The sequence below is a fragment of the Alkalihalobacillus trypoxylicola genome (assembly GCF_001590785.1).
Taxonomy (GTDB): Bacteria; Bacillota; Bacilli; order Bacillales; family Bacillaceae_D; genus Alkalihalobacillus; species Alkalihalobacillus trypoxylicola.
The window spans coordinates 107,774-132,481 of sequence record NZ_LTAO01000023.1 but is presented as its reverse complement, the minus strand read 5'-3'; the positions used below and the strand labels follow the sequence as shown (position 1 = coordinate 132,481).

The 24,708-nt window shown below is 36.0% G+C and carries 17 protein-coding genes and 1 pseudogene; 12 read left to right on the top strand and 6 right to left on the bottom strand.

Annotated features, from left to right (window positions below):
- Window positions 1-292: 292 nt before the first annotated feature.
- A pseudogene (locus tag AZF04_RS22075) lies at window positions 293-549 on the top strand (DNA topoisomerase III); the annotation flags it as partial.
- Between the two features lie 176 nt (window positions 550-725).
- Window positions 726-1,130 (top strand): VOC family protein, encoded by a 405-nt coding sequence (locus AZF04_RS13235; RefSeq protein ID WP_061949125.1) that lies wholly within the window; start codon window positions 726-728, stop codon window positions 1,128-1,130.
- Window positions 1,131-1,386: 256 nt separating this feature from the next.
- Here the strand turns inward: AZF04_RS13235 and AZF04_RS13230 are convergent, their stop codons facing one another.
- Window positions 1,387-2,919: an FAD-dependent oxidoreductase gene (locus AZF04_RS13230; RefSeq protein ID WP_061949124.1), complete on the bottom strand. Its 1,533-nt coding sequence runs from the start codon at window positions 2,917-2,919 to the stop codon at window positions 1,387-1,389.
- Between the two features lie 289 nt (window positions 2,920-3,208).
- Window positions 3,209-4,444, bottom strand: a complete 1,236-nt coding sequence (locus AZF04_RS13225; protein WP_061949123.1) for an MFS transporter — start codon at window positions 4,442-4,444, stop codon at window positions 3,209-3,211.
- A gap of 753 nt (window positions 4,445-5,197) precedes the next feature.
- On the opposite strand from AZF04_RS13225, the gene AZF04_RS13220 reads away from it, so the two are divergent.
- Complete coding sequence (locus AZF04_RS13220) at window positions 5,198-6,025, top strand: DNA adenine methylase (RefSeq protein WP_061949122.1); 828 nt, start codon at window positions 5,198-5,200, stop codon at window positions 6,023-6,025.
- 199 nt (window positions 6,026-6,224) lie between these two features.
- Here AZF04_RS13220 and AZF04_RS13215 read toward each other — a convergent pair whose 3' ends face one another.
- Both AZF04_RS13215 and AZF04_RS13210 read right to left on the bottom strand, forming a co-directional pair.
- Window positions 6,225-7,010, bottom strand: coding sequence for an endonuclease/exonuclease/phosphatase family protein (locus AZF04_RS13215; RefSeq protein ID WP_061949121.1), 786 nt, complete (start codon window positions 7,008-7,010; stop codon window positions 6,225-6,227).
- Window positions 7,010-8,674: a PTS transporter subunit IIBC gene (locus AZF04_RS13210; protein WP_061949120.1), complete on the bottom strand. Its 1,665-nt coding sequence runs from the start codon at window positions 8,672-8,674 to the stop codon at window positions 7,010-7,012. The genes AZF04_RS13215 and AZF04_RS13210 overlap by 1 nt, the downstream gene beginning before the upstream one ends.
- Window positions 8,675-8,875: 201 nt before the next feature.
- On the opposite strand from AZF04_RS13210, the gene AZF04_RS13205 reads away from it, so the two are divergent.
- The 7 genes from AZF04_RS13205 (at window position 8,876) to AZF04_RS13175 (ending at window position 19,911) form a co-directional block, all read left to right on the top strand.
- Entirely contained in the window at window positions 8,876-10,528 is a 1,653-nt protein-coding gene (locus AZF04_RS13205) for an alpha-glucosidase (RefSeq protein WP_061949119.1), read from the top strand.
- A gap of 445 nt (window positions 10,529-10,973) precedes the next feature.
- Window positions 10,974-12,461 (top strand): DEAD/DEAH box helicase, encoded by a 1,488-nt coding sequence (locus AZF04_RS13200; RefSeq protein WP_061949118.1) that lies wholly within the window; start codon window positions 10,974-10,976, stop codon window positions 12,459-12,461.
- 440 nt (window positions 12,462-12,901) lie between these two features.
- The gene (glnA, locus tag AZF04_RS13195) at window positions 12,902-14,260 is read left to right on the top strand and encodes a type I glutamate--ammonia ligase (RefSeq protein ID WP_045481363.1); all 1,359 of its coding nucleotides are present in this window, start codon (window positions 12,902-12,904) and stop codon (window positions 14,258-14,260) included.
- A 155-nt stretch (window positions 14,261-14,415) separates the two neighbouring features.
- Window positions 14,416-15,177, top strand: a complete 762-nt coding sequence (locus tag AZF04_RS13190) for an IclR family transcriptional regulator (protein WP_061949117.1) — start codon at window positions 14,416-14,418, stop codon at window positions 15,175-15,177.
- Between the two features lie 174 nt (window positions 15,178-15,351).
- Complete coding sequence (locus AZF04_RS13185) at window positions 15,352-17,346, top strand: YjhG/YagF family D-xylonate dehydratase (RefSeq protein ID WP_061949116.1); 1,995 nt, start codon at window positions 15,352-15,354, stop codon at window positions 17,344-17,346.
- A 2-nt stretch (window positions 17,347-17,348) separates the two neighbouring features.
- Window positions 17,349-18,266 carry a dihydrodipicolinate synthase family protein gene (locus AZF04_RS13180; RefSeq protein ID WP_235599989.1) on the top strand — a complete coding sequence of 306 codons (918 nt, stop codon included), beginning with the start codon at window positions 17,349-17,351 and terminating at the stop codon, window positions 18,264-18,266.
- 34 nt (window positions 18,267-18,300) lie between these two features.
- Window positions 18,301-19,911: a glycoside hydrolase family 43 protein gene (locus tag AZF04_RS13175; RefSeq protein WP_061949114.1), complete on the top strand. Its 1,611-nt coding sequence runs from the start codon at window positions 18,301-18,303 to the stop codon at window positions 19,909-19,911.
- A gap of 178 nt (window positions 19,912-20,089) precedes the next feature.
- Here AZF04_RS13175 and rarD read toward each other — a convergent pair whose 3' ends face one another.
- Both rarD and pdxK read right to left on the bottom strand, forming a co-directional pair.
- Complete coding sequence (gene rarD, locus AZF04_RS13170) at window positions 20,090-20,995, bottom strand: EamA family transporter RarD (RefSeq protein WP_061949113.1); 906 nt, start codon at window positions 20,993-20,995, stop codon at window positions 20,090-20,092.
- Between the two features lie 71 nt (window positions 20,996-21,066).
- Entirely contained in the window at window positions 21,067-21,879 is an 813-nt protein-coding gene (pdxK, locus tag AZF04_RS13165; RefSeq protein WP_061949112.1) for a pyridoxine/pyridoxal/pyridoxamine kinase, read from the bottom strand.
- A gap of 188 nt (window positions 21,880-22,067) precedes the next feature.
- Here pdxK and pgmB point away from each other — a divergent pair, with 188 nt between their 5' ends.
- Window positions 22,068-22,721, top strand: a complete 654-nt coding sequence (gene pgmB / locus AZF04_RS13160) for a beta-phosphoglucomutase (RefSeq protein ID WP_061949111.1) — start codon at window positions 22,068-22,070, stop codon at window positions 22,719-22,721.
- A 117-nt stretch (window positions 22,722-22,838) separates the two neighbouring features.
- On the top strand, window positions 22,839-24,527 hold the full coding sequence (locus tag AZF04_RS13155; protein ID WP_061949110.1) for a methyl-accepting chemotaxis protein: 1,689 nt from the start codon (window positions 22,839-22,841) through the stop codon (window positions 24,525-24,527).
- Window positions 24,528-24,708 lie beyond the last annotated feature (181 nt).

Here is a 24,708-nt window from a genome sequence, read left to right as displayed (position 1 = left end):
GTTCATAAGTGAAATGAAACTTTAAACGAGAAATCAATCATCAAAATCGCGGAAACTCTTTCTATAAGATAATCATGAAAAATGATAAAGGAATCATTACTGGAAAATTTCAATACTGAAGATTACCCTATTTATGGTGGAATGAATAATTCACATCTAGAGAAAAGTAAATGGGGTTGGTCAATTGATTCGATTGGTTTAAGTACATGATGAATTATGTCTATAGGGAAGTTTAAACATAGTTGTGCTTCTAGTTAAGAGGGAAACTTTATTTAAAGCAATCATGTAACGGGGGAGTAAATGTCCGGAGTGTGGAAAGTTTTTATTAGAGGTGAATGGAAAGAAAGGCAAAATGAAGGTTTGCCAAGACCGTCAATGTGGGTATAAAAAAAGGGAAAAGAAAACGGCTTTTGAAAAAAGGAAACACAGCATAAAAAGGTTTTAAAAAAAGAAGTCCATCAATATATGAAAAAGCAAAATAATGATCAAGACTTTCAGAATTCAGCTCTCGCAGATGCGTTAAAAAAATTGAATTTAGATAAAGAGTAATAAACAGGCTGTTTATTATTTTGTGGATAAATAGAAATACTGTAACAAGAGTAAGCCCAATCACAGCAAAACTAAGAAAATTATACACATTTATCTGTGGATAAAATAGGAGTTATTAACAGGTTATTAACATAGCTGTGTATAAATTTAAAACCCTTGTGTAAGGAGTGAGTTTGATGTTAGGTAAAATTTCATTGCATCATGTCAGTCTTAATGTTAAAAACCTAGAGCAATCAAAGAACTTTTATCAAAATATAATAGGGTTAAAAGAACTGGAGAGGCCTAACTTTGGCTTTCCTGGAGCATGGTATGAAATAGGCTCTCAACAATTACATTTAATTGTTGAGGGTGATGCATACCTTGAGAAAAGTAATGATTTGAATTCTAAACACGACCATTTTGCGATTAGAGTGGAAAGTTATTTCAATACGTTAGCTTATTTAAAAGAGAAAAAGCTAGAAGTAGAAGAAAACCCTATGAGCGCAAGTGGATTTGCTCAAATTTTCTGTAAGGATCCGGACGGAAACTTAATAGAGTTTCATGTTGAAAGAGAAAGTTATTTGAAGGAAAAGGAGCAATAACTCAGGGTTGTGCATAATTGGGGACAAATCATTATAAAACATAAGAACATCGAACAGGACCATTCCTCTTATTAATAGAGAGATGGTCCTGTTACATTTGAGGATTCTCGTTGTAACTTCATTAAGATGAAGCTACATAGCCAAATTCACTATTCAAATAGTTTGACGTCACCTTAATGAAGGTGTAAATCTTGGGTAACCAGTAGTCGGTGCACCTTACATCTGGTTGAGTATCATCTATAGTAAAAGGCTTGTTTTAATTTTTCTCTGAATGGAGTGTTTTTAATGGCTTTTTAGCAGGTCCTTCTATCACGTGACCATCATAACCAAATCGTGAACCGTGACACGGACAATCCCATGTACGATCGCCATGATTCCAATTTACTTCACAACCCAGGTGAGTACAGGTAGTATCGACCACATGAATATGGCCATCAGTATCCTTATATGCTCCTGCTCTTTTTCCATGCCATGTCACCACACTGCCTTCATCACTCTCAAGTTCATCTACATTTTTTGTAGGCTGTTCTAATTTACCACCGATCAAATGCTTTGCCACATCTGAATTTGTCGAGATAAATTGCTTGATGCTAGGGTCAGATACAAAACGAGATGGACTGTATAATTCTGAATAAGTATTTGTTTCTCCTAGTACGTAATCTTTAATTAAATGAGCTGCGACAGTACTTGTCGTCATGCCCCATTTTTTAAAACCAGTAGCAAACAATATAGAGGGGTTATTATTTTCTAGTGGACCAATGTATGGCATCTTATCAAGTGTGGTTAAATCTTGTGCTGACCAACGGTATTGTACATCAAAGCTTTCAAAAGTCTCCATTGCAAAATCCTCTAATGCCTCATAATGATACATAGTATCCATACCTTGTCCTGTTTTGTGCTTTTCTCCACCAATAATAATCAGCTGTCTATCATTATAAGAGGCTGAACGAAGAGATCTAGGTGATTGGTCGATGCTCAAATACATTCCTTTTGGAAAGGGTTGGTTCGAATAGCCTGCAATAACATATGAGCGGTCAGCATACATTCTTGAGAAATATAAACGACTATCATAAAAAGGAAAGTGGGAAGTGATAACAACATGCTTTGCTGAAATCTTCCTATTATTTTTAGTAAGGACAGTCGGATTATTTTCTTTCTCTATATCCATTGCTACAGTGTCTTCAAAAATAATCCCTTCATGAGCAATAATTTCCTTAATAAGAAACGATACATATTCAAGAGGATGAAACTGTGCTTGATCCTTCATAGATAAAGCAGCTTTAGTCCTTAATTTTAGAGGGAGGTCCTTTAAATATTGACCATCTATGCCAAGCTTTTGATAGGCTTCAAACTCTTTCTCGATTTTTCCAATCCCTCGATTATTGGTTGTATATAAAAATGCATCTTGAGCGGAATAATCACAGTTAATATTGTGCTCATTTATTAATTGTGTCATAAAGTTTTTAGCTTCAGTGTGAGAATCGTAATATAGTTTAGCTTTTTCTTCTCCGAAATGCTGAATATATTCATTGTAGATTAAGTCATGTTGGGCTGTAATTTTTGCTGTAGTATGACCAGTTGTTCCGTTTGCTAGCTGGTTAGCTTCAATTAACGCCACTTTAACCCCATTTTTTGCTAGTAGGTAAGCAGTTGAAATACCTGTAATACCACCTCCGACGATGGCGACATCTACATGGATATCATGGTCAAGACTCGAAAAGCTTGCGAGTTTTGTTGATTCTCTCCAGAAAGGCTCTGGTGTGATACTGTTTTTTGATTGATAAGACATAATCTAACCTCCCGAACTAATATATAGTCCTAGAATGTCCTGTTTCTACAATTTTTAATCAATCGATCTACTATTGATTAAGAACGGTATTAAAGAATGTGTGAATGACAAATAGCTTAATTAGATAGAGGAGTTTGGGATGTATACAATAAAACCTAGTTTTATTTTTGCGATTGAGGTTTTATCAGATAAGGTACTTCTAAAGTCAATCATTTCTTTAGAATGGTCAGCTTATATTCAAAAAAGCTACCCGAGGTTTATGCCCAGAGTAGCTTTTGTTAAAACCTTATTAAGCGATAGCCTTTTTTTGTTGATACAATCGCTTTTTCCCTAAATGCAGAACATACATTGAAACAACGAATGTGACAGAACTAGCATAAAAAAGAGAAGCACCTCCAAAATTATCTACAATCGTCCCTAATAGAAAAGGACCGACAATATTAGAGGCCATTGAAAATAAATAATAAAATCCAGTAAATAGACCAATACTTTTTAGTCCACCTAAATCAGCTACAAGAGGGTAGGCTTGAACATTTACTAAAGCCCATCCACACCCCGCTATAAATAGTAGTATTTGAAGGTGAAGTGGATTTTGAAAAGAAGGTAAAATAAAAAAGAGAAGAGGCATTATAGAGAGACCGATCATCATCGTTTTTATTTTACCGAGCTTTTGTCCAATCCAACCCGCAGGTAACGCGAATAAAACAAAGGACAAACTAAAAAAACCAAGTGTTGTTCCTGCGATGCTTTCTGTAAATCCTAAAGTGCGTGTTGCATATAAAGTGAAAAGAGCTTCAACGGAAGCATAGCCAATAAAATAGATGAAAATAGCTAACAGAATAAATAAAGAAGAGCGATGCTCAGGTTTTATTAAGAGTGCAAATTTCTTTTTTAATGATTGAATGGCTTGTGATTCTTCTTGATCTGATGTGGTATCAGCAGAGTAAGCTGGTTTACGATCTACACTAAATAGTAGCAAAAAGAAGGAAATCATCAGAGCTATACTTGCTATTGTAAAGGGATAAATAGGATTAAATTCAAAAAGCTTAGAGAGTCCGAATAAAGCGATAATAGCCCCAATCCCACCTAGAAGATTGATAATCCCATTTGCAAAAGATCGTTTATTTGGAGGTGTGTGGTCAGGCATCAATGAGATAACAGGTGCTCGGTAAATAGTCATGGCCAATAAAAAAATAATATCAATACTAATGAGGAGCCAGAGTGTATCCTTAGCAAAAGGAAGTAAAATAAAAAACAGCGCCGCTAATGGCATTCCGACTATTAAAAAAGGTAGTCTTTTCCCAAATTTGGTATCTATTCGGTCAGACCAAGCTCCAATAATAGGGATAAGCAAAATAGCTAATAAATTATCGAGCCCCATGATGAAGCCGATAATGCTTGTTTTCTCAATATGCTCTCCTAAGATTATTGGCATAAAGGCATTATAAAAGGTCCAGATCAAAGATAATGAAAAAAAACCACTACCAATAAAAAATATTTTCTTCCAACGAAATGATTGTGCCATTTTTTTCCCCCTATAACCGTACTTTTCTCTTTAATTAATTGTTTAATTAAATGAATGAATTTCATAATTGCTCTATAAGTGAATGAAACCGAACGTTTCTTATAAAATATGTTATTGAATGTTTGAGAATTCACTCTTTGATTGAAACGGTAGGTAGTGACTCCCAAAGGATGAGCGCCGTGTGAAGATCCACTCTGACGAAGCTTGGCGTAGTCGGAGTTAGCTGAAGACAAGCCCTTGGGAAAGCATCTACCTAAAGTGGAAATCAAAAGCCTAATCGTCGGTTTTCATTAAAAGACGAATATTTTCGAATTAACTCTTTGATTGAAACGGTAGGTAGTGACTCCCAAAGGATCAGCGCCGTGTGAAGATCCACTCTGACGGAGCTCTGCGTAGTCAGAGTTAGCTGAAGACAAGCCCTTGGGAAAGCATCTACCTATAGTGAAAATCAAAAACCTAATCGTTCGTTTTTCATTATAAGATAGGAATGATGAAATGGATTCAAATGTATAAATAGTAATTCGAATAAAAAGGGAAATATCCTTTTTTCTCTATATAAAGCTTATTTTAAAGTTTTGTAAATTAGAAGTAGTGGAAGTTAGATTTTGAGATGAAATACAACAAACTCGAGAGTAATAATAATCTGATTTACTATTGAATGAGTGTGAATAAATTCCTTCATTATAATCATTGATATTCGGAGTCTTTCGCGATAGCATAATAATGTGGCAATAGGAAAGGAAGATGTAGGCTTTGAATAAACAAGCACAACCCTTTTTAAAGTGGGCTGGAGGTAAAAGGCAGCTTATACCGGAAATAATGAAATACATACCAGAAGATTATGGAACCTATTACGAGCCTTTTATTGGAGCTGGGGCCGTTTTGTTTCAATTGAAACCTGCTAAAGCAATTATTAATGATATCAATAGTGAGCTAGTTAATACATATCATGTCATTCGTTATCAAATGGAAGAATTAATAGAAGATTTAAAGCGACATGAAAATACTGCGGATTACTATTATAGTATTAGAGAATGGGATCGTAATCGAGAGAGTTATGCACAGCTTACACCGGTTCAAAAAGCATCGAGGTTAATTTATTTAAATAAAACGTGCTTCAATGGATTATACCGTGTTAATAAAAAAGGACAATATAATGTTCCTTACGGCAAATACAAGAGTCCTAATATTGTGAATGAACAGGTTATACGTCAAGTACATGATTATTTAAAAGAAGCAAATGTTACGATTAAAAATGAAGATTTTGCTCAGGTTATAGAGGGGGCAAAAAAAGGTGATTTTATTTATCTTGACCCACCCTATGATCCGGTTAGTATGACGGCTTCATTTACGAATTATAGCCTCGAGGGATTTGGTAAAAAAGAACAGCTAAGATTAAGAGATCTTTTTCACGAGTTAGATAAAAGAGGATGTTTTATTCTATTAAGTAACTCTGCAACAGATTTTATTAAATCTTCTTATGATGGATACAAAATGAAAATCGTAGGTGCTTCTAGAAATATAAATTCTATTGGTAGTAAGCGTGGCAAAATCGAAGAAGTATTAGTGATGAATTATTAACAAAAAAACGAGGCTGGAAAAAATGTCTCTTGAAATCTTAGCGGCTTGCTCACTCTGCGGTTTCGTAATGGCAATCAGAACCCTCCTTCTTTTAACATGAAGGAGGGTTCTGTTCGCTATTTGTGTATGCATCCATTACACCATTTCAAGTTTCGCTATATGAAATGATTTGATAATAGATTTTTTTCATTATCTTTTGTTAGATGTCTACCATAACTCCAAAATGATCAGATACAATAGGAGCGTTAGTGCCGTTAAAGATGACAGTAGATTTTCTGATAGGTTTTTTTTCAGTTGTAAATACAAAGTCTATCCTTAAATCATTAGTATTCTTACTCCAGCCGGCAATGTCTCCTTTTACTGTAATACCTGAATCTTTTTCAAGTGCCATAGAATAAGTATCAAATAATCCATGGTTAATCAAGTAATCATAGCTTTGATTACGAACGTTAGAAGGACTGTTGAAATCTCCTAACAGGTAGCTCGTTCGTTTCTTGGATAAAGAATGTAACAAGCGCTCCATTTGGTGAAGAGCTGGCTCGTCCGAATCTGACCACCATCCGAGATGACAACTATAAAAGTCTAATTTTTCTTTCCCTATTTTAATGGTAGCACATATGATTTTTCTAGTTTTCCAGTTCGTCAGTTCTTCGCTTTTTGAAACGAAAAAAGAGCGGGAGGAAATAATAGGGTGGTGAGTTAATAAAGCTACACCTTCTTCATATTCGCCATAACTATAATGAGAGATGTCCCATATATATTGATAATCTTTTGGAGAATATTGTTTTAATCTTTCCAATAAAACTTCTACAAAAAGATTTTCTTTTACATTTCCTTTTTTAATAGGAGAATGTATCGACTGATTTACTTCTTGCAAAGCAATTACATCAAACTTCTCCTCGGCTATTTGGCGGGCAAGGATATCGATTTTATCGTCCTGATGCTCCTCCTGCCAAGAATGTGTGTTTAGTGTGAGTAGCTTCATTAGTCTTCACCTAATTGATCGTGAATATCAGATTTTAAAATATCAGCTTTTGGTCCGTAAATCGCTTGTACTCCTTCGTTTTTTAAAATCAACCCTAAAGCACCGTTTTCCTTCCAAGCTTTTTCATCGGATACTTTTTTAGAATCTTTTACCGTAACACGAAGTCTAGTCATGCAAGCATCGACCTCTACAATATTTTCTCTTCCACCTAGAAGAGCAATAATAGCTGTTGCTTGGTTTGTTTTCTCGGTAGACGATTCTGTATTAGTACCATTTTTAGTATCAACAGGTTCTTTTCCTTCTTCGTTCTCGATATAATTTCCACGTCGACCTGGAGTAGGTAAATTTAATTTTTTAATTAAGAAATGGAAGGTGAAGAAGTTTAATCCAAAGAAAATAAGACAAGCCAATACAAAATTGACAATATCAGCCCATAAACCAGCATAAAGGGTCATCGGTGTACGAGTCAAAAATTCAATGATTCCAAATGAATGAACTCTTATATCGATAATATCAACAATAGCAAAAGCTAAGCCGGTCAAAATAGCATAGACAATAAATAGAACAGGAGCAGCAAACATAAATAAAAATTCAATCGGTTCTGTTACACCTGTTAAAAATACAGCTAAACCAGCAGATAAATACATAGGTTTATATTTTTTTCTTTTGTCTATATCAACATTTTTATACATGGCTAAAGCAGCACCAATTAATGCAGCTGAAGATAGAATCATTTGTCCAACTTTAAAACGGGCCGGTGTAACATCATTTAATAATTGTGTATAACCTAAGGTATTACCTGACGCTAACATATTGTTTAAGTCAGTAATCCAAGCTAGCCATAAAGGATCTTGTCCTGCTACAACACTTCCGGCGTTAGGTCCAGTTAATATTGTGTAGGTTCCTCCAAGCTCTGTATAATTGATAGGAACAGTCAACATATGATGCAATCCAAACGGAAGTAACAACCTTTCTAGAGTACCGAAGATAAAAGGGGCAATAATAGGTGCCGTATCTCTAGAAGTCGCAATCCAACGCCCGAAATCATTTAGCCAAGTTTGGATAAATGGCCAAAAAGAAGATAGTGCTAATGCTGTTAAAACAGAGCCCCCAATCACGACAAATGGGACAAAGCGCTTTCCGTTGAAAAAGGAAAGAGATTGAGGAAGCTTATTAAAGTTGTAAAAGCGATTAAAGATACTAGCTCCGAGAAAACCAGAAATAATACCGATAAATACACCCATATTTAGTGCAGGAGCGCCTAATATTGAAGTAAAATAATCGCTTACAATTAAGTCTCTTCCAAAGAATGAAATGGTGGAATCAGGGTTAAGGAGCATTTCATCAGTAATTCCGAACAATGCCCCAGTAATTCGGTTAATTAGTATAAAAGCAAGTAACGATGCGAAAGCCCCTCCAGCTCGTTCTTTTGCCCAAGAGCCCCCGATGGCTACTGCAAAAAGAATATGCAAATTGCCAATAATCGCCCAGCCGATATCCTCCATGACGATTCCTGTTGTTGTGATAAAGGTTAAATTAACCTCGGCCATCATGATGAGCTTTCCAAGAGAAATCATGATTCCGGCTGCTGGCATAACGGCTACCACAACAAGTAGTGCCTTCCCAAGCTTTTGCCAGAAATCAAAGGAAAATAGTTGTTTCATAAGAAATTAAACCACCTTTTAGAATGATATGAGCAATCGTTTGCACAAATTATTTTAAAGAGTTATATAAAAAAATGCAAGTAATTTCGTTCTATGAATGTCAACTTGTATAAAATGAATTTGTCTTTTATAATGAATGCAAGGACAAACGTTTGCCTAATTTATGGTTTGTTAGTTGAATGGGACGGGAGTGAGAATGAAATGTTGAAAAATTGGTGGAAGGAAGCGGTTGCCTATCAAATTTACCCGAGAAGCTTTAAAGATTCTAATGGTGATGGGATTGGCGACTTACAAGGAATTATTGAAAAATTAGAATACATTCAAGATTTGGGTGTTGAGGTGATTTGGATTTGTCCGATGTATCGTTCTCCAAATGATGATAATGGCTATGATATTAGTGATTATCAAGAAATTATGGAGGATTTTGGAACGATGGCGGATTTTGATCAGTTATTAAATGAAGTCCATGCTCGTGGGATGAAATTAATTATTGATTTAGTCATTAATCATACCTCAGATGAACATTCTTGGTTTGTAGAATCAAAATCATCAAAAGATAACCCGAAAAGAGACTGGTATATTTGGGCAGACCCAGCTGCTGATGGTTCTGAGCCTAACAATTGGGAGTCTATTTTTAATGGATCGGCTTGGCAGTATGATCCGAATACAAAACAATACTTCATGCATGTTTTTTCAAAAAAACAACCTGATCTGAATTGGGAAAATTCTGAGGTAAGAAGTGCACTATATAAAATGATGAATTGGTGGTTAGATAAAGGGATAGATGGTTTTAGAGTCGATGCCATTTCTCATATAAAAAAAGTGAAGGGCTTTCCAGATTTGCCAAATCCAAAACAACTTGATTATGTTCCTTCATTTGAAGGCCATATGAATCAAGAGGGAATCCATCTTTTTTTACAAGAATTAAAAAAAGAAACCTTCGATCATTACGATATTATGACGGTTGGAGAAGCCAACGGTGTTTCAGTAGAACAAAGCGATTTATGGGTAGACCAAGATAAAGGCGCTTTTAATATGATTTTCCAATTTGAGCACTTGGGCTTATGGGAAAAAGAAACAGGTGAAGACTTTAATCTTATACAGCTAAAGAAAATATTATCGAAATGGCAAAATGGATTGCAGGGTTTTGGATGGAATGCTCTTTTTTTAGAGAATCATGATCAAACGAGAAGTGTATCTGCATGGGGAGACGACCAGGAGTATTGGCAAGAGAGTGCTAAAGCGCTAGCTACTATGTATTTCTTTATGCAGGGAACACCATTTATTTATCAAGGTCAAGAAATAGGAATGACTAATGTTAAATTTCCTCATATTGAGGATTATAATGATGTTGGAATGCTAAATTATTATGAAATAGAAATAGCTAAGGGGAAATCGCATCAGGAAGTAATGGAGGTTATTTGGCAAAAGGGAAGAGATAACTCAAGAACGCCGATGCAGTGGAATTCGAAATCGTTAGCAGGATTCACAGACGCAAGTAAGAGTTGGATGAAAGTAAATCCAAATTATAAAGAAATTAATGTTGACCAGCAATTATCTGATCCTCATTCGATTTTGTCCTATTACAAAAAAATGATTGCGATAAGAAAAGAAAATGAAGGTCTTATTTATGGAGAGTACAACCTCATTTTAAATGATCATCAGCAAGTATTCGGTTATACAAGAAAGTGGAAGGGTGAATGCTACTTAATTTTAGTCAACATGTTTGGAAGAGCAGCTAACTTTAGCTTCCCTATTGGAGCAGATGCGAAATTGCTTTTATCCAACGTTGATACGGTCAACCATTTAACTACTTTATCTCCGTTTGAGGCAAGAGTGTATAAAATTAGTTAAATAATGAACTATTGATTTAAACCGTACATTGATTTTTATCATGCTCCGTGTTAAGATAAAGAACGGTTAAATAAATTTGCGCACCCTTTTGATTGGGTGACACATATTATCAGAATGACGACCATATTCCAAGATCGTTGTGGGGTATGGTTTTTCTTTGCTCAAAACATCCTTATTAGAGTAAATAAAGTTCGTTGAAATAATAAATGTTAAAAAATGAACAGTTGTCATTCTCATTTTTAGGGTAACCTTTTAATGTGGAGTATTCTTAATTATAAAGATACAGGCTTTCGTAGCTTAAATATAGTTAAATAAATGTAGATGCTAATCAAAAGATACAAGCTTGATGTAGTGTCATCAAGTTATGGCTAAAGAAAACTCCTATCTTTATGTGTCGCAGCAGCATAAAGGCGTAAAAAAAATAGAAAAAAAGGAGAAATTTAATTTGCCAACTTTTTATGAATTTAATTTGAATCACAATGTCGTTAGAGCTTTAGAGGAAATGGGCTTTGCAGAGGCAACGCCTATTCAAAATGCGACCATTCCTACAACTTTAGAAGGAAGAGATGTTATTGGTCAAGCTCAAACAGGAACTGGAAAAACGGGAGCTTTTGGTGTACCTTTAATTGAAAAAATTGATATAGAAAGCGATGTTGTTCAAGCGCTTATCTTAGCTCCGACTCGAGAACTCGCCAACCAAGTATCTGAATCACTTGTGAAATTTGGAAAATATAAAGGCGTTCGTACGGTTGTCGTTTATGGCGGGCAGGATATGAGAAAACAAATCCGCGATCTAAAACGCAAGCCTCATATTGTTGTGGCAACACCAGGTCGTTTAATGGACCATATGAATAGAAAAACGATTAAGCTTGCAAATGTAGATATGGTTGTATTAGATGAAGCAGATGAAATGTTAAATATGGGCTTCATTGAAGATATTGAAACGATTTTAAAAGAAACACCTAAGGAAAGACAAACTTTGTTGTTTTCAGCAACTATGCCAAAGCGTATTGAAAAATTAGCTCAGCAATTTATGCATAACCCAGAAAAAATTGCCGTGAAAGCTAAAGAAGTAACGATGGAGAATATTGAACAATTTTATATTGAAATACATGAAAGACAAAAATTCGATTCTTTATGTCGCTTTATTGATATTCATACTCCTGAGTTAGCGATTGTGTTCGGTCGTACAAAAAGACGTGTGGATGAATTATCGGAAGCACTCATTAAAAGAGGATATCGTGCAGAAGGACTTCATGGAGACCTAAATCAAGCTAAGCGTGATAGTGTACTTCGAAAGTTTAAAAATGGCTTAATTGATATTTTAGTTGCGACAGATGTTGCAGCAAGAGGTCTAGATATAAGCGGAGTTACGCATGTATATAATTTTGACCTTCCACAGGATCCAGAAAGCTATGTCCACCGTATTGGTCGTACAGGGCGTGCTGGAAAATCAGGAGTTGCGGTTACTTTTGCAACACCTTCTGAAAAAGAGCATGTACTTGCCATTGAGAAGCTTTCTAAGAAAAAAATTACGAAGCGTTCTATGCCAACTTTCGAAGAAGCTATGCAAGGTCAACAAAAATTAGTTCTTGAACAATTAAAAGCAAAACTAGATGATGAGACCATCCAGCATTACCGTATGATGGCAAAAGATTTATTACAGGAAACAGACGCTACTACTGCATTAGCAGCAGCGTTAAAATTGTTAACGAAAGAGCCGAATACAGATGATGTAAAATTAACTGGAGAAGCTCCTTTAAGAACAAAAAAACGTCGCGCAGATGGTGGGAAGCCTTACCGTTCTAGAAGAAGTGGTGATGACAGACGTCGTAACGATTCTCGTGAACGTAATCGTCGAGGTGGCAGAAGTAATCAATCACAACAACAGCGTGGTGGAAAAACACAGCAAAGACGTAAAAAGCAAGCGTAAGAAAATAAGTATACTAAAGGTCTGAGAGAATGTTTCTCAGACCTTTTTTGTTTATAAATCAATATGGACTCAATCTCTATACATAAAATGTATATATCATATTGGTAAAGTTTTCTGACCAATGATAGCGCTCTTTATTTATATGGATAGAAATATGAACGATAAATCTACCTATGCACTAACTAATAAAATGTACGACTAGTACGCAAATGATGGAGTACGTTCCTTTGTGAATTAAAATTATAGCTGTTTTTAAAGGATTTAGGCGAAAAAGGTGTTTATTTTATTAAAATATTAATATTGACGAGAGACGAAAAGGAGCCAAATAATTCTATGTTAGATAATCTTACATATCGATTGCGAAAATAGTCTGAAAATCATAGAGTAGTATATAACAAGAAGATGTAATAAAAGTTTACATGAAAAGGAAGTGTGTGGGGATGACGGTAAAAACGCCAACGAGAGAGAGCTTATTGCAAGAAATTAAGGAGACCATCGAAAAAAAGAGTGTTGAATTACTTCATATGCAGTTTGTTGATATTGAAGGGACATTGAAGCATGTAACTATTACAGCAGAGCAATTACAGCAAGCTGTAGACGGAAAAGTTATGTTTGATGGTTCATCTATTACTGGTTTTACTCCTATTAATCAGTCTGATTTATACTTAAATCCTGATTTATCTACATTTGCTGTATTACCTTGGACTGAAGAGGAAGGCTATTCTGAAGCTAGATTTTTATGTAGTGTCACGACTCCAGACGGAAACGACTTCGAGGGCGACCCTCGTAATGTGTTAAAAAAGACCGTAAAGAGAGCTGCTGACAAAGGTTATTCAATTAGTGTAGGTCCCGAGCTTGAATTCTTCTTATTTGAAACAGATGAATATGGTCAGCCGACTATCCGCACGCAAGATGTGGGGGGATATTTTGAGCCTTCACCAAAGGATGAAGGGGAAAAAGTTCGTTTAGCTATTTATAAAGCGCTGAAAATGATGGGCTTTACTATTGAAGCTTCTCACCATGAAGTAGCGATTGGTCAGCACGAAATTAATTTTAAGTATGCAGATGCACTAGCTTCAGCAGATGCTGCTACCACTTATAAATGGGTGGTTAAGACAGTTGCAAAGCAATTCGGATTGCATGCAACCTTTATGCCAAAACCATTAGCAGGTGCTAATGGAAGTGGAATGCATACAAATATTTCTTTATTCAATAATGAGAAGCAAGAAAATGCTTTTTATGATGAGTCAGATAAATTAGGATTATCAGAATCAGCTTACCAATTCATTGCCGGTCTTATTGAGAATGTAAAGGACTTTGTAGCTGTAACGAATCCGTTAGTAAATTCTTATAAACGTTTAGTTCCTGGATATGAAGCGCCTTGTTATATTGCATGGTCTGCTTCTAACCGTTCGGCTTTAATTCGTATCCCGGCTACTCGTGGAGCTGGTACTCGAGTAGAAATTCGTTGTCCAGATCCTTCTGCAAATCCATATTTAGCTTTTGCTGTAGTGGCTTCTGCTGGTTTAGATGGAGTGGAGCGTGAATTATCTGCACCACCTTCAGTTGATGCAGATATCTTCCATATGTCTTTAGATGAGATAGAAGCTCGTGGAATCGAAAATCTACCTACGAACTTAGAGCAAGCGGTGGACCGTTTTGAAACAGGAGAAATTGGCCTGAAGACATTTGGTGAGCATGCATTTTCTGAGTATATCGCTTTAAAGCGTGGCGAGTGGGATGACTTCCGCACAACTGTAACTGGTTGGGAAGTTGAAGCTTATCAATCTAAGTTTTAATAACCAAGTATAATAATGTTAAGTCTGTTGGCTAAAGTCTTTTTCGAAGGCTTTGCTAGCAGGCTTTTTTTATGCTACTTAATCACGGGTGATAATGGGAATTCTATCTTTCTTAAAAAATTGATGTTAAGATAGTACAAAAAAGGAGAGGTAAGATGAGTAAACTGATTAACTCAGTAGATAGAGCCCTGCGAATTGTTGATTTATTTACCGAGAGTACGCAGGAACTAAAATTAACAGAAATTAGCCAGGCTCTCAATCTTCATAAAAGCACGGTTCATGGCTTGTTAAAAACATTGGCTTATCATGGTTATATTGAGCAGGATAAAGAATCAGAAAAATATAGGCTAGGTCTTCGATTTTTGGAAAAAGGAACGAACGTTCTCAATCATTTGGATGTACGAAGAATTGCTAGGCCACACATCGAAAAAATTGCTAATCAATTTGGGGAGACCACTCATTTAGCGCTATTAGAAGAAGGAGAAGCTGTTTATATAGATAAAATAGAAGGTCAGTCGGCCATAGTTATGTATTCGAGAATTGGTAAAAGAGCACCTATCTACTGCACGGCTATTGGAAAAGTATTAGTTTCTCAAAAAGATGATAACTATTTAACGTCTTTATCGAAGACCCAAACGTATCACATATATACAGAGCGTACGATTAAAAATGAAAAAGAATTTCTAACTGCTATTCAAACAGCAGCAGAAAACGGATACGCGGTCGATCATGAAGAGCTAGAAGTAGGTTTAACGTGTATAGCAGTTCCAATTTATAACAATAAAAACCAAGTGAATGCAGCCATTAGTATTTCTGGACCGACAGCTAGATTGAATAAACCTAAAATGGAAGAAATCGTTTTTTATCTAAAAAGTGAAGCAGCTATTATTTCTAAAAAGTTGGGTTATAGTCTGTAATGATCTCTAATTAAACCGTTTACAAAATGCGAATGATATAGTATGTTCTAACTAATACAAATAGTTAAAGAAGTGTTTGGGTTATAAACAAACACTATTTTTAAAGATTATTATAAGAACATAGTTTGATATTATCAAACAAACGAATGGACCATTTAGGAAGAGGAGGTTTCAATGAGTAACTTAAATGAATTACTGGAAATTTCTCAGAGTGTTTATGAAGATTTAAAAACAAGTGCCAATGGACCAGAGGGTGAGTTACCACTCACATCTCATATGTTAAAAAGCTGGCCAAGTGGAGACTTATTTGGCTTAACGCAAAATGTAGGAATGGGTTGGAAGCCAGAAAATTTAAAAGGACATGAGGTATTAATATTAGGAACTCAGGGTGGCATAAAAAATGAAGATGGTTCTCCGCTTGCTTTAGGATATCATTCAGGTCATTGGGAAGTAGATGTGCTCATGAAAACAGCGGCAAAGGAAATATCGAGATTGGGTAATATTCCTTTTGCGGGCTTTGTTAGTGATCCTTGTGATGGAAGAGCTCAAGGGACAAAGGGTATGTTTGATTCTTTGCCTTATAGAAATGATGCTTCAATGGTCATGAGAAGATTAATTCGCTCTCTTCCAAGGAGAAGTGCGGTAATAGGAGTAGCAACTTGTGATAAAGGACTACCAGCAATGACGATGGCTTTAGCTGCTATGCACGATTTAGCAACGGTTATCATTCCTGGTGGTGTTACCCTTCCACCTACACATGGAGAGGATGCTGGGAAAATTCAAAGTATTGGAGCTAGATACACAAATGGTGAGATTAGCTTAAAGGAAGCAGCTGAGCTAGGCTGCCGGGCATGTGCTACTCCAGGAGGTGGATGCCAGTTTCTAGGGACTGCTGCAAGTGCTCAGGTTGTGGCTGAAGCATTAGGGATGGCCATTACTCACTCTGCTTTAGCTCCTTCTGGTCAGTCCATTTGGAAGGAAATGGCTAATCAGTCAGCGAGAGTAGCTATACAAGCTGTTGAAAAAAAGATCCTTACTAGAGATGTAATCACAGATGATTCGATTCGTAATGCGATGATGGTTCATGCTGCATTCGGTGGTTCAACCAATTTGCTACTCCATATTCCAGCTATTGCCTATGCGGCGGGCTGTTCCATTCCAACTATTGAAGACTGGAAGCAAGTAAATCAACATGTACCTAGGCTAGTTAGTGCATTACCAAATGGCCCGATAGACCATCCAACTGTCGCCGTCTTTTTAGCAGGTGGAGTTCCAGAGGTTATGCTCCACTTAAGAAAATTGGACTTATTAAACGAGAATGCTCTAACGATAACAGGACAAAGCTTAGGAACGAACTTAGATTGGTGGGAAAGCTCTGAAAGAAGGCATAAAGTGAGAGAGCGCTTAAGACAAGATGGTGTTAATCCTGATGATGTAATCATGTCACCGAAGAAAGCACAATCAATGGGAATGACTTCAACCATTACATTTCCAACAGGTAATATCGCTCCAGATGGGGCTGTTGTGAAGTCGACTTCTATTGATCGTTCAAGACTTAATGCTGATGGTGTGTTTGAGCATACCGGTTCAGTGAGAGTTTTCTCTAGTGAGAAAAAGGCCATTGAGGCAATTAAGAGCCAACAAATAAAAAAGTACGATATTATCGCATTAATTGGCTGTGGGCCTTCAGGTACAGGCATGGAGGAAACCTACCAAATTACTTCTGCATTAAAGCATTTATCTTATGGGAAATATGTCACCCTAATTACAGACGGACGATTTTCAGGTGTTTCAACAGGGGCTTGCATCGGTCATATTGGTCCCGAAGCTTTAGCAGGTGGTCCTATTGGAAAGCTTAGAGACGGAGATTTGATTGAAATCAAAATAGATTGTCATCAATTAACGGCAAGTATTCATTTAATTGGAGTAGATGGTGAAGTCGTCGGAAAAGATAAAGCATTTGAAATGTTAAATAAGAGACCTCTTCATCCGGAATTAAGTAGTCATTCAGAATTACCAGATGATACTAAGCTTTGGGCAGCTTTACAAGCTGTGAGTGGGGGAACTTGGAGTGGAAGTATTTATGATGTAGATAAAATTGTAAACGTTTTACAAGAAGGAATGAAGTCACTGGCGGAAAAAGAAAAAAATAAAGTGAGGGAGGAATGACATTGAAAGAATGTAATCCAATCAAAGGAGTTATCCCACCTATATCAACGATCTTTTTGGAGGATGGAACTTTTGATGAAGTAGGAATGAGTCGGTTAATTGAGAATTTAATATCTCGTCACGTAGATGGTCTATTCTTCTTAGGAACAGGTGGAGAATTTAGCCAATTATCTTTGAGTCAGAGAAAAGAGATAGCGGAATTTGCTGTAAAGAAAGTAGATAAACGCGTTCCTGTATTAATAGGGACAGGTGCGACTAGTACAGATGATGTTATTTCATTAAATGAACATGCTTATTCGATTGGAGCGGATGCAGTAGTAGTTATTAATCCCTATTATTTAAAGCTATCAGAAGAAAAATTATTAGAGCATTATCATTTAATTGCCAAGAAATCTAAGCTTCCTATTTTGCTTTACAATTTTCCTGCACTAACAGGCCAAGACCTTTCACCAGATTTAGTTTCTTCATTAGTGGCAGAGCATCAGAACATTGTAGGGATTAAAGAGACAGTGAGTGATATTGGTCATGTTCGTGAAATGATTATAAAAACGAAGAAAATCAATCCGCATTTTTCTGTACTGTGTGGGTTTGAGGATTTATTACTGAATAGCTTAAGTTTAGGTGGGGATGGGATTATTTCTGCTAGTGGTAACTTTGCACCAGAGTGGTCGACTGGTCTTATTCATTCTTATCATGAAGGTGATTATGAGAAAGTAATGAGCCTTCAGCGACATTTAGTTTATATTCCAGAGATCTATAAATTAGATACTCCATTTATTAATGTTATAAAAAAAGCGATTACTCTATGTGGTTTAGAAGTTTCTGAAAAAGTATTAGCACCAGCTCATGATTTATCAGAGGAAAAAACAGAAGCTCTTATTTCGATATTAAAGGAAGTGCAGCTAGTAAAGAATTCGTAGCTTTGAAAAAGCAATAAAAAGGAGATTTGAAAAAATGAATACAATAAAAAATCCAATTTTAAAAGGTTTTAATCCAGATCCTTCTATTATAAGAGTTGAGGATGATTATTATGTTGCTACTTCTACGTTTGAATGGTTTCCTGGCGTACAAATACACCATTCAAAGGATTTGATTCATTGGAATTTAATTACTCATCCGTTATCCTCGATAAAGCATCTTAATATGTTGGGAAATGTTGATTCAGGGGGTGTTTGGGCTCCTTGTCTTAGCTACAGCGATGGAACGTTTTATTTGATTTTTACAGATGTAAAAAATCATTATGGTGCTTTTAAAGATACGCACAATTATTTGGTCACAGCTAGTGATATACAGGGACCATGGTCAGAGCCTATTTATTTAAATAGTAGTGGGTTCGACCCTTCCTTGTTTCATGATGAGGATGGGAGGAAGTGGCTCGTAAATATGGTGTGGGATCATCGGAAAAATAAGAATTCCTTTGGAGGGATTTTATTACAAGAATACGATGTTCAAAAGCAAAAGCTAGTAGGTCCTATAAAAAATATATTTAAGGGTACTGAATTAGGTCTAACAGAAGCCCCCCATTTATATAAAAAAGGATCATACTACTATTTAATGACCGCAGAAGGTGGGACGAGGTATGATCATGCTGTTACGATGGCAAGAGCGACTTCAATTGATGGTCCTTATGAAGTCGATCCACAAAACCCTATGCTAACATCGAAAGGCAAGGATCATCTTACTCTGCAAAAAGCAGGTCATGGAAGTTTAGTAGAAACCCAAGGTGGCGAGTGGTATATGACTCATCTAGTTGGACGTCCACTTCCTAACATCAAAAAATGTAATTTAGGTAGAGAAACAGCTATTCAAAAATGTGAATGGTCAGAGGATGGCTGGCTAAGAATTTCAGCGGGTGGAAACGACCCGCAGGTAGAGGTTGAATCGATTGATGTACCAGAATTTCAATTTGAGCCAGCAAAAACAAAGGATGATTTTACTGATGAAACGTTGAATATCCATTTTAATTCTTTGCGTACACCGGTTACAGAGGAGTGGGCGTCGTTAAAGGAACGAGAGGGCTTTTTACGAATATACGGAAGAGAGTCATTCCATTCGAATTTTCAACAAAGCTTAATAGCTAGAAGACAACAATCTTTTCAAGTAATGGCTGAAACGGTTGTTGAGTTTGAACCGACTACTTTTCAACAAATGGCAGGTTTAGTTTATTATTATAATACAAAAAATTATCATTACTTACACGTTAGTCATGATGAAGACCTAGGAAAGTGTATTGGGATTATGTCCAATTCAAAAGGGTACTATGATGAACCGATTGATGGCATGATTTCTATAGAGGATTGGCAGCGTTGCTATCTGAAAATCACCATTCAGTATGAAGAAGTTCAATTTTATTATTCAAAGGATGGAGAGCATTGGTTAAAAGTGGGGCCTACGTTAGATGCTAGTTATGTTTCCGATGAAAATGCTGATATTGTAGCAGATGGTGCAAATTTAGATCAAGGCTTTACAGGTGGTTTTCTTGGTATGGCTGTTCAGGATTTAAGTGGCCAGAAGCGTTATGCTGATTTTGATTATTTTATATATGAAGAAGAAGAATCAAGATAAAGTCGAATTCTTAATGATGTAAATGTTAAGTGGGTAAAATCTTCCTTTGGAGGATTTTGCCCACTTTTAGTCAGAGATAACTTCAATAGCAGATTAATACCCAAAACGATTCCTAGCATCAGAACTCGTTTTTTCAGTTTTTATGCTTCTTTTAGTTAATTCTTTTAAAATCACAGTGTTAAGTTGCCGTAACTTTTCTTTCTATCGATCTCTTGGAACTCGCTAATGTGAAAAAAATCAAACCTGACCATATGAATAGAAAGGCAATAGCTTGAATCCATGAAAATGGTTCTTTATATATAAACACACCTAAGATAAGCATAATCGTAGGAGCTAAATATTGTAAAAAACCAATAAGGGAGAAAGGAATCCTTTTAGCGGCGCTAGCAAATAGGAGTAAAGGTATCGCTGTAGCAATGCCTCCTCCAATTAATAGCCAAGTAGTTTGGTCCGCAATAGCTAACTGGGGGGTTAAGTTTGATTGAAATAGAAATAAAAAAGCTAATGGACTTATTAATAGTGTTTCGACAAATAAACCGACTAAAGAAGAAACATTCACCATTTTTTTTAGTAACCCATATAAACCAAAGGTTAGTGCAAGAAGCATCGATACATAGGGAAACTCTCCATAATCAATCGTGATAAACATAACACCGATAAATGCTAATAGAAAGGCTATGATTTGCTTACGATTGAAGCGCTCTTTAAAAAAGAAAAAAGCTAATATCACATTAATTAACGGGTTAATATAATAGCCTAAGCTAGCTTGGAGGACATATTCATTTGAAACCGCCCATATAAAGACATACCAATTTATAGAGATCAGTATAGAAGCGCTAATAATCCCAATGAACCTTTTTACATTCTTAAAAATAGATTTCCCTTCTAAAATAGCTTTTTTAAATTGATTGCTTACAAGAATAATAATTAAAACAAAACAAAGAGACCAAATCACGCGGTGTGCAAGTACAACAAGAGGGTCAATGTGCTCTAATAGCTTCCAGTATATTGGGAAAACTCCCCATAATAAATATGAGCCTAATCCACTAATGATTCCGATTTTAAATGACTGATTCGAATTCATGGCTCTAACATCTCCTTTATATGAACGAAATAATAAACCACGTGTGATTTTCACACGTGGTTTGACAATCATTACGCGTTACGAAAACGATAAGCGGAGTGATTGGTCGGCCCTACATATTCATTTAATTGGAAGGAATGCTTGATCGCTTCTGTAATAAAATCCTTCGCTACATAAATCGCTTCCTCTACCGTGTTACCCTTTGCCAGTTCTGCTGCGATAGCAGCTGAATACGTACAGCCCGCTCCGTGAGTGAAGGTAGTTTGGATTACATCTGATTTTAATTCGTGATGAGTGTCTCCGTCAAACCATACATCGATTGCTTGTGCAGTCCCTAATTTACTACCGCCCTTCACAATTACATGCTTTGCTCCCAATTGATGGATTTTTTCAGCAGCCGTTTTCATATCTGCTACCGTTGTTATCGGACCGTGTCCACTTAACTGTGATGCTTCAAAAAGGTTTGGTGTGACGACAAAAGCTCTAGGGATAAGTACGTCACGTAAACAAGCATCCGTTTCTGGGTTTAAGGCTTCGTCTGCTCCTTTACAAACCATTACAGGATCAACAACTAATTGATTCATTTTATATTTATCTATTTTTTGAGCGACAAGCTCAATAATTTCAATAGAACCTAGCATACCTGTTTTTGCAGCATCTACCCCAATACCAGCTAATACGGTTTCTATTTGTTTATCCAAAGCTTCAACGCTTTGAGGGATGACTTCATGAAACCAATTTCTCGTTGGGTCTTGTGCAACAATTACGGTTAATGCATTCATTCCATAAACTCCTAGCTCCTGGAATGTTTTGATGTCAGCTTGCAAACCTGCTCCGCCACTTGTGTCTGAACCAGCTATTGTTAATGCTTTTGGCATTGTCATTCTCGTTTCACTCCTTATCAATCTTGCTTTTATCTATTATACTAAATTCATACAAAGAGACAATGTTTTCGGGCTAATTTATTTTTCCTGTTTACTCCATCTTAAATTTTCTCTTGCTAATTATGTGAGGGACATGTAATAAAAGCAAGTTAACCTATAAATTAATATTGAAAAAAGGAGTTTTGCTTGTGTCATTAATAAAAGGCGTTATCTTAGATATGGATGGTGTCATTGCCAATACTTTAGAATTACAGTTTGAAGTCAATCTTGAGTTAGCTAAAAAATTGAATATTGATTTTACTAGGGAGGATAATCAACTTCTACAAGGATTAAGCAGAAGAGAAACCGTTAAAAGTATGATTAAAAGGTCGGATCTGGAAATGGACCATAATTTAATAGAAGAATTGTCCACATTAAAGAATGATCGTTACCAAAAATTAATTCAAAATTTAACTAAAGAAGATATAATGCCGGGTATGGAAAGCTTTATTAAAGAGCTGTATCAAAGAAATATACCGATCGCGGTAGCATCTGCTAGTCAAAATGCAAAGAAGGTGATTCATTCCCTTCAATTAGAGTCATATATCAGCTACATAGTCGACGTTAAAACGTTAAAAAAAGGGAAACCAGACCCAGAAATTTTTCTTACGGCGGCAAAAGCTATTCAAATTGAACCAAGAGACTGTGTAGCTGTGGAAGATGGCGATGCTGGTATGTTAGGAATTTTAAAAACCGAAATGTTTTCAGTAGGAATTGGCAACAGTGAGATTTTACAAAAAGCGAACTGGACTATTCCCAATACAAGCGAATTGACTTATAAGCGTTTAATTAATAAATTATAGGATTAAAGGACTAAATAATAGTACCTAAAAACCTAATAAATCCCTCTATTCAAAAGTTAAAAAATGGATTATGATAGATTTGTTAGTTCTTATGTATCATAAAAGAGGGAGAGGTATATGGTGAAAATCAAGAGTATTAGAACCAAAATATTAATCGGTTTTTTCATTGTTATTTCTTTATTTATAGGTTTTTCTATCTATAATATTATTAACATTGATAAAACTCAAACTGAAATAAAGAACTTAAGAGAAGAAGCATTGCCAACACTAAATCGAATAGAGCAATTAGCTTTTAATACATCCCAAATGCTATCGCTCTCTAGGGCTTATTTACTTGAAGAAAATGAGGAGCATCTACAATCCTTTCATGAATATAAAGAAGAAATAGAAGTTCTTGAGGGTGAAGTATTACAAAAGCTCAACTCACCAGAAGTAGAGGCGCTTTTCGCAAGAAGCGATCAATGGCAAGCCATTATGGAAGGGGAAGTCTTTCCATTGTTCGAACGAGGTGAAATAGCGATGGCAGAAGCGATTATGTCTCGACAAGCTTCGAGACTAGCTGGAGAGTTAATCTTTGGTTATATAGACCTTTCTGAATCGTCAAGGCTTCAATTAAGTGAACATACGCAAGCGCTTGAAGAAGCTCAACAAAGTTTATTCTACGGAATTATAATAATTGGAATAACTATGGTGGTCGTAAGTGTAATCATTGGGCTTATTTTATCTATTATGATTACCCGCCCTGTTAATAAGTTAGTAAAGCAAGCCAATCAAGTCGCCGCTGGTGATTTATCACAGAAGGATATTTCTTTAGATTCTAAGGATGAAATTGGTCAATTAACGATTGCATTTAATCAAATGAAAAATGGATTGAGGCAGTTAATTAGCAGAACCGTAGAAATGTCAGATCAAGTAGCACAAACAGCTGAACAGTTATCAGCAAGCTCAGAACAAACTTCTGCAGCTACAAACGAAATCGCGATTACGATTGAAGAGGTTGCGAAAGCTTCGGATATGACATTGAATCAGTCTAAATCTAGTGCTGAGGCAGCTGTAAATGTTGGTAGTGGAGTAGAGACAATTATCGTGAAAACAGCAGAAGCAAGCGAAGTAGCTGATTTAGCGACTGATGAGGCTCGAAGTGGAGAGCATTCTATTCAAACGGCCATTGAGCAAATGAACTCTATTTCTTATTCGGTTAAGGATTCAGCAGAATTAATAGGACAATTAGGGGTTCGTTCAAAAGAAATTAGTGAGATTCTAAGTATCATCACATCTATTTCGGAACAAACCAACTTATTAGCCCTTAATGCTGCGATTGAAGCGGCAAGAGCTGGTGAGCATGGAAGAGGCTTTGCTGTCGTCGCTGACGAAGTGAGAGGGTTAGCAGAGAACTCAAATCAATCCGTTCAAAAAATAGCAGAAATGATTAAATTAATTCAAAGTGATATTGTTCAAGTCGTTAATGAAATGAATAAAGGAACAGAAGAGGTTGATAAGGGAACAACAGTTATTAAAGAGGTAGGCAGTGTTTTTGGTAGGATTACAAATTCTATCGACCAAGTGTCTAATGGAATGCTTGAGGTTTCTACCGCAACTCAAAAAATTGCAAGCAGTACATTCCAATTAAATGATTCTATACAAGAGGTAGAGAAATTTTCTATTAAGAATGCGGAAGATGCCGAAGGAGTAGCCGCGAGTGCAGAAGAGCAGCTTGCTGCTATGCAAGAAGTTGCTAGCTCCGCTGAAGCTTTGAATGACTTGGCTACAAAATTACGAGAAGAAGTTTCGATGTTTAAAATATAAAATACCGATGAATTTAAGTGGAGAAAGTCATTTTTAAATGATTTTCTCCACTTTTTTTGATAGATAAACAGTGATTTAGTTGATGAGAAATGATTCTCATAAAGAACAAGAAGGTATTAGATAATCATGTGATTTGTGGTTTAGCAATATCAATTAGTTTGGTTCTTTAATAATCATGACT

Coding starts and splice junctions, on each gene's coding strand:
- AZF04_RS13225 (WP_061949123.1), bottom strand. CDS start 4,444: ATGGCACAATCATTTCGTTGGAAGAAAATATTTTTTATTGGTAGTGGT.
- pdxK (WP_061949112.1), bottom strand. CDS start 21,879: ATGACAATGCCAAAAGCATTAACAATAGCTGGTTCAGACACAAGTGGC.
- AZF04_RS13210 (WP_061949120.1), bottom strand. CDS start 8,674: ATGAAACAACTATTTTCCTTTGATTTCTGGCAAAAGCTTGGGAAGGCA.
- AZF04_RS13230 (WP_061949124.1), bottom strand. CDS start 2,919: ATGTCTTATCAATCAAAAAACAGTATCACACCAGAGCCTTTCTGGAGA.
- glnA (WP_045481363.1), top strand. CDS start 12,902: ATGACGGTAAAAACGCCAACGAGAGAGAGCTTATTGCAAGAAATTAAG.
- rarD (WP_061949113.1), bottom strand. CDS start 20,995: ATGAATTCGAATCAGTCATTTAAAATCGGAATCATTAGTGGATTAGGC.
- AZF04_RS13175 (WP_061949114.1), top strand. CDS start 18,301: ATGAATACAATAAAAAATCCAATTTTAAAAGGTTTTAATCCAGATCCT.
- AZF04_RS13190 (WP_061949117.1), top strand. CDS start 14,416: ATGAGTAAACTGATTAACTCAGTAGATAGAGCCCTGCGAATTGTTGAT.
- AZF04_RS13235 (WP_061949125.1), top strand. CDS start 726: ATGTTAGGTAAAATTTCATTGCATCATGTCAGTCTTAATGTTAAAAAC.
- AZF04_RS13205 (WP_061949119.1), top strand. CDS start 8,876: ATGTTGAAAAATTGGTGGAAGGAAGCGGTTGCCTATCAAATTTACCCG.
- AZF04_RS13215 (WP_061949121.1), bottom strand. CDS start 7,010: ATGAAGCTACTCACACTAAACACACATTCTTGGCAGGAGGAGCATCAG.
- AZF04_RS13185 (WP_061949116.1), top strand. CDS start 15,352: ATGAGTAACTTAAATGAATTACTGGAAATTTCTCAGAGTGTTTATGAA.
- AZF04_RS13155 (WP_061949110.1), top strand. CDS start 22,839: ATGGTGAAAATCAAGAGTATTAGAACCAAAATATTAATCGGTTTTTTC.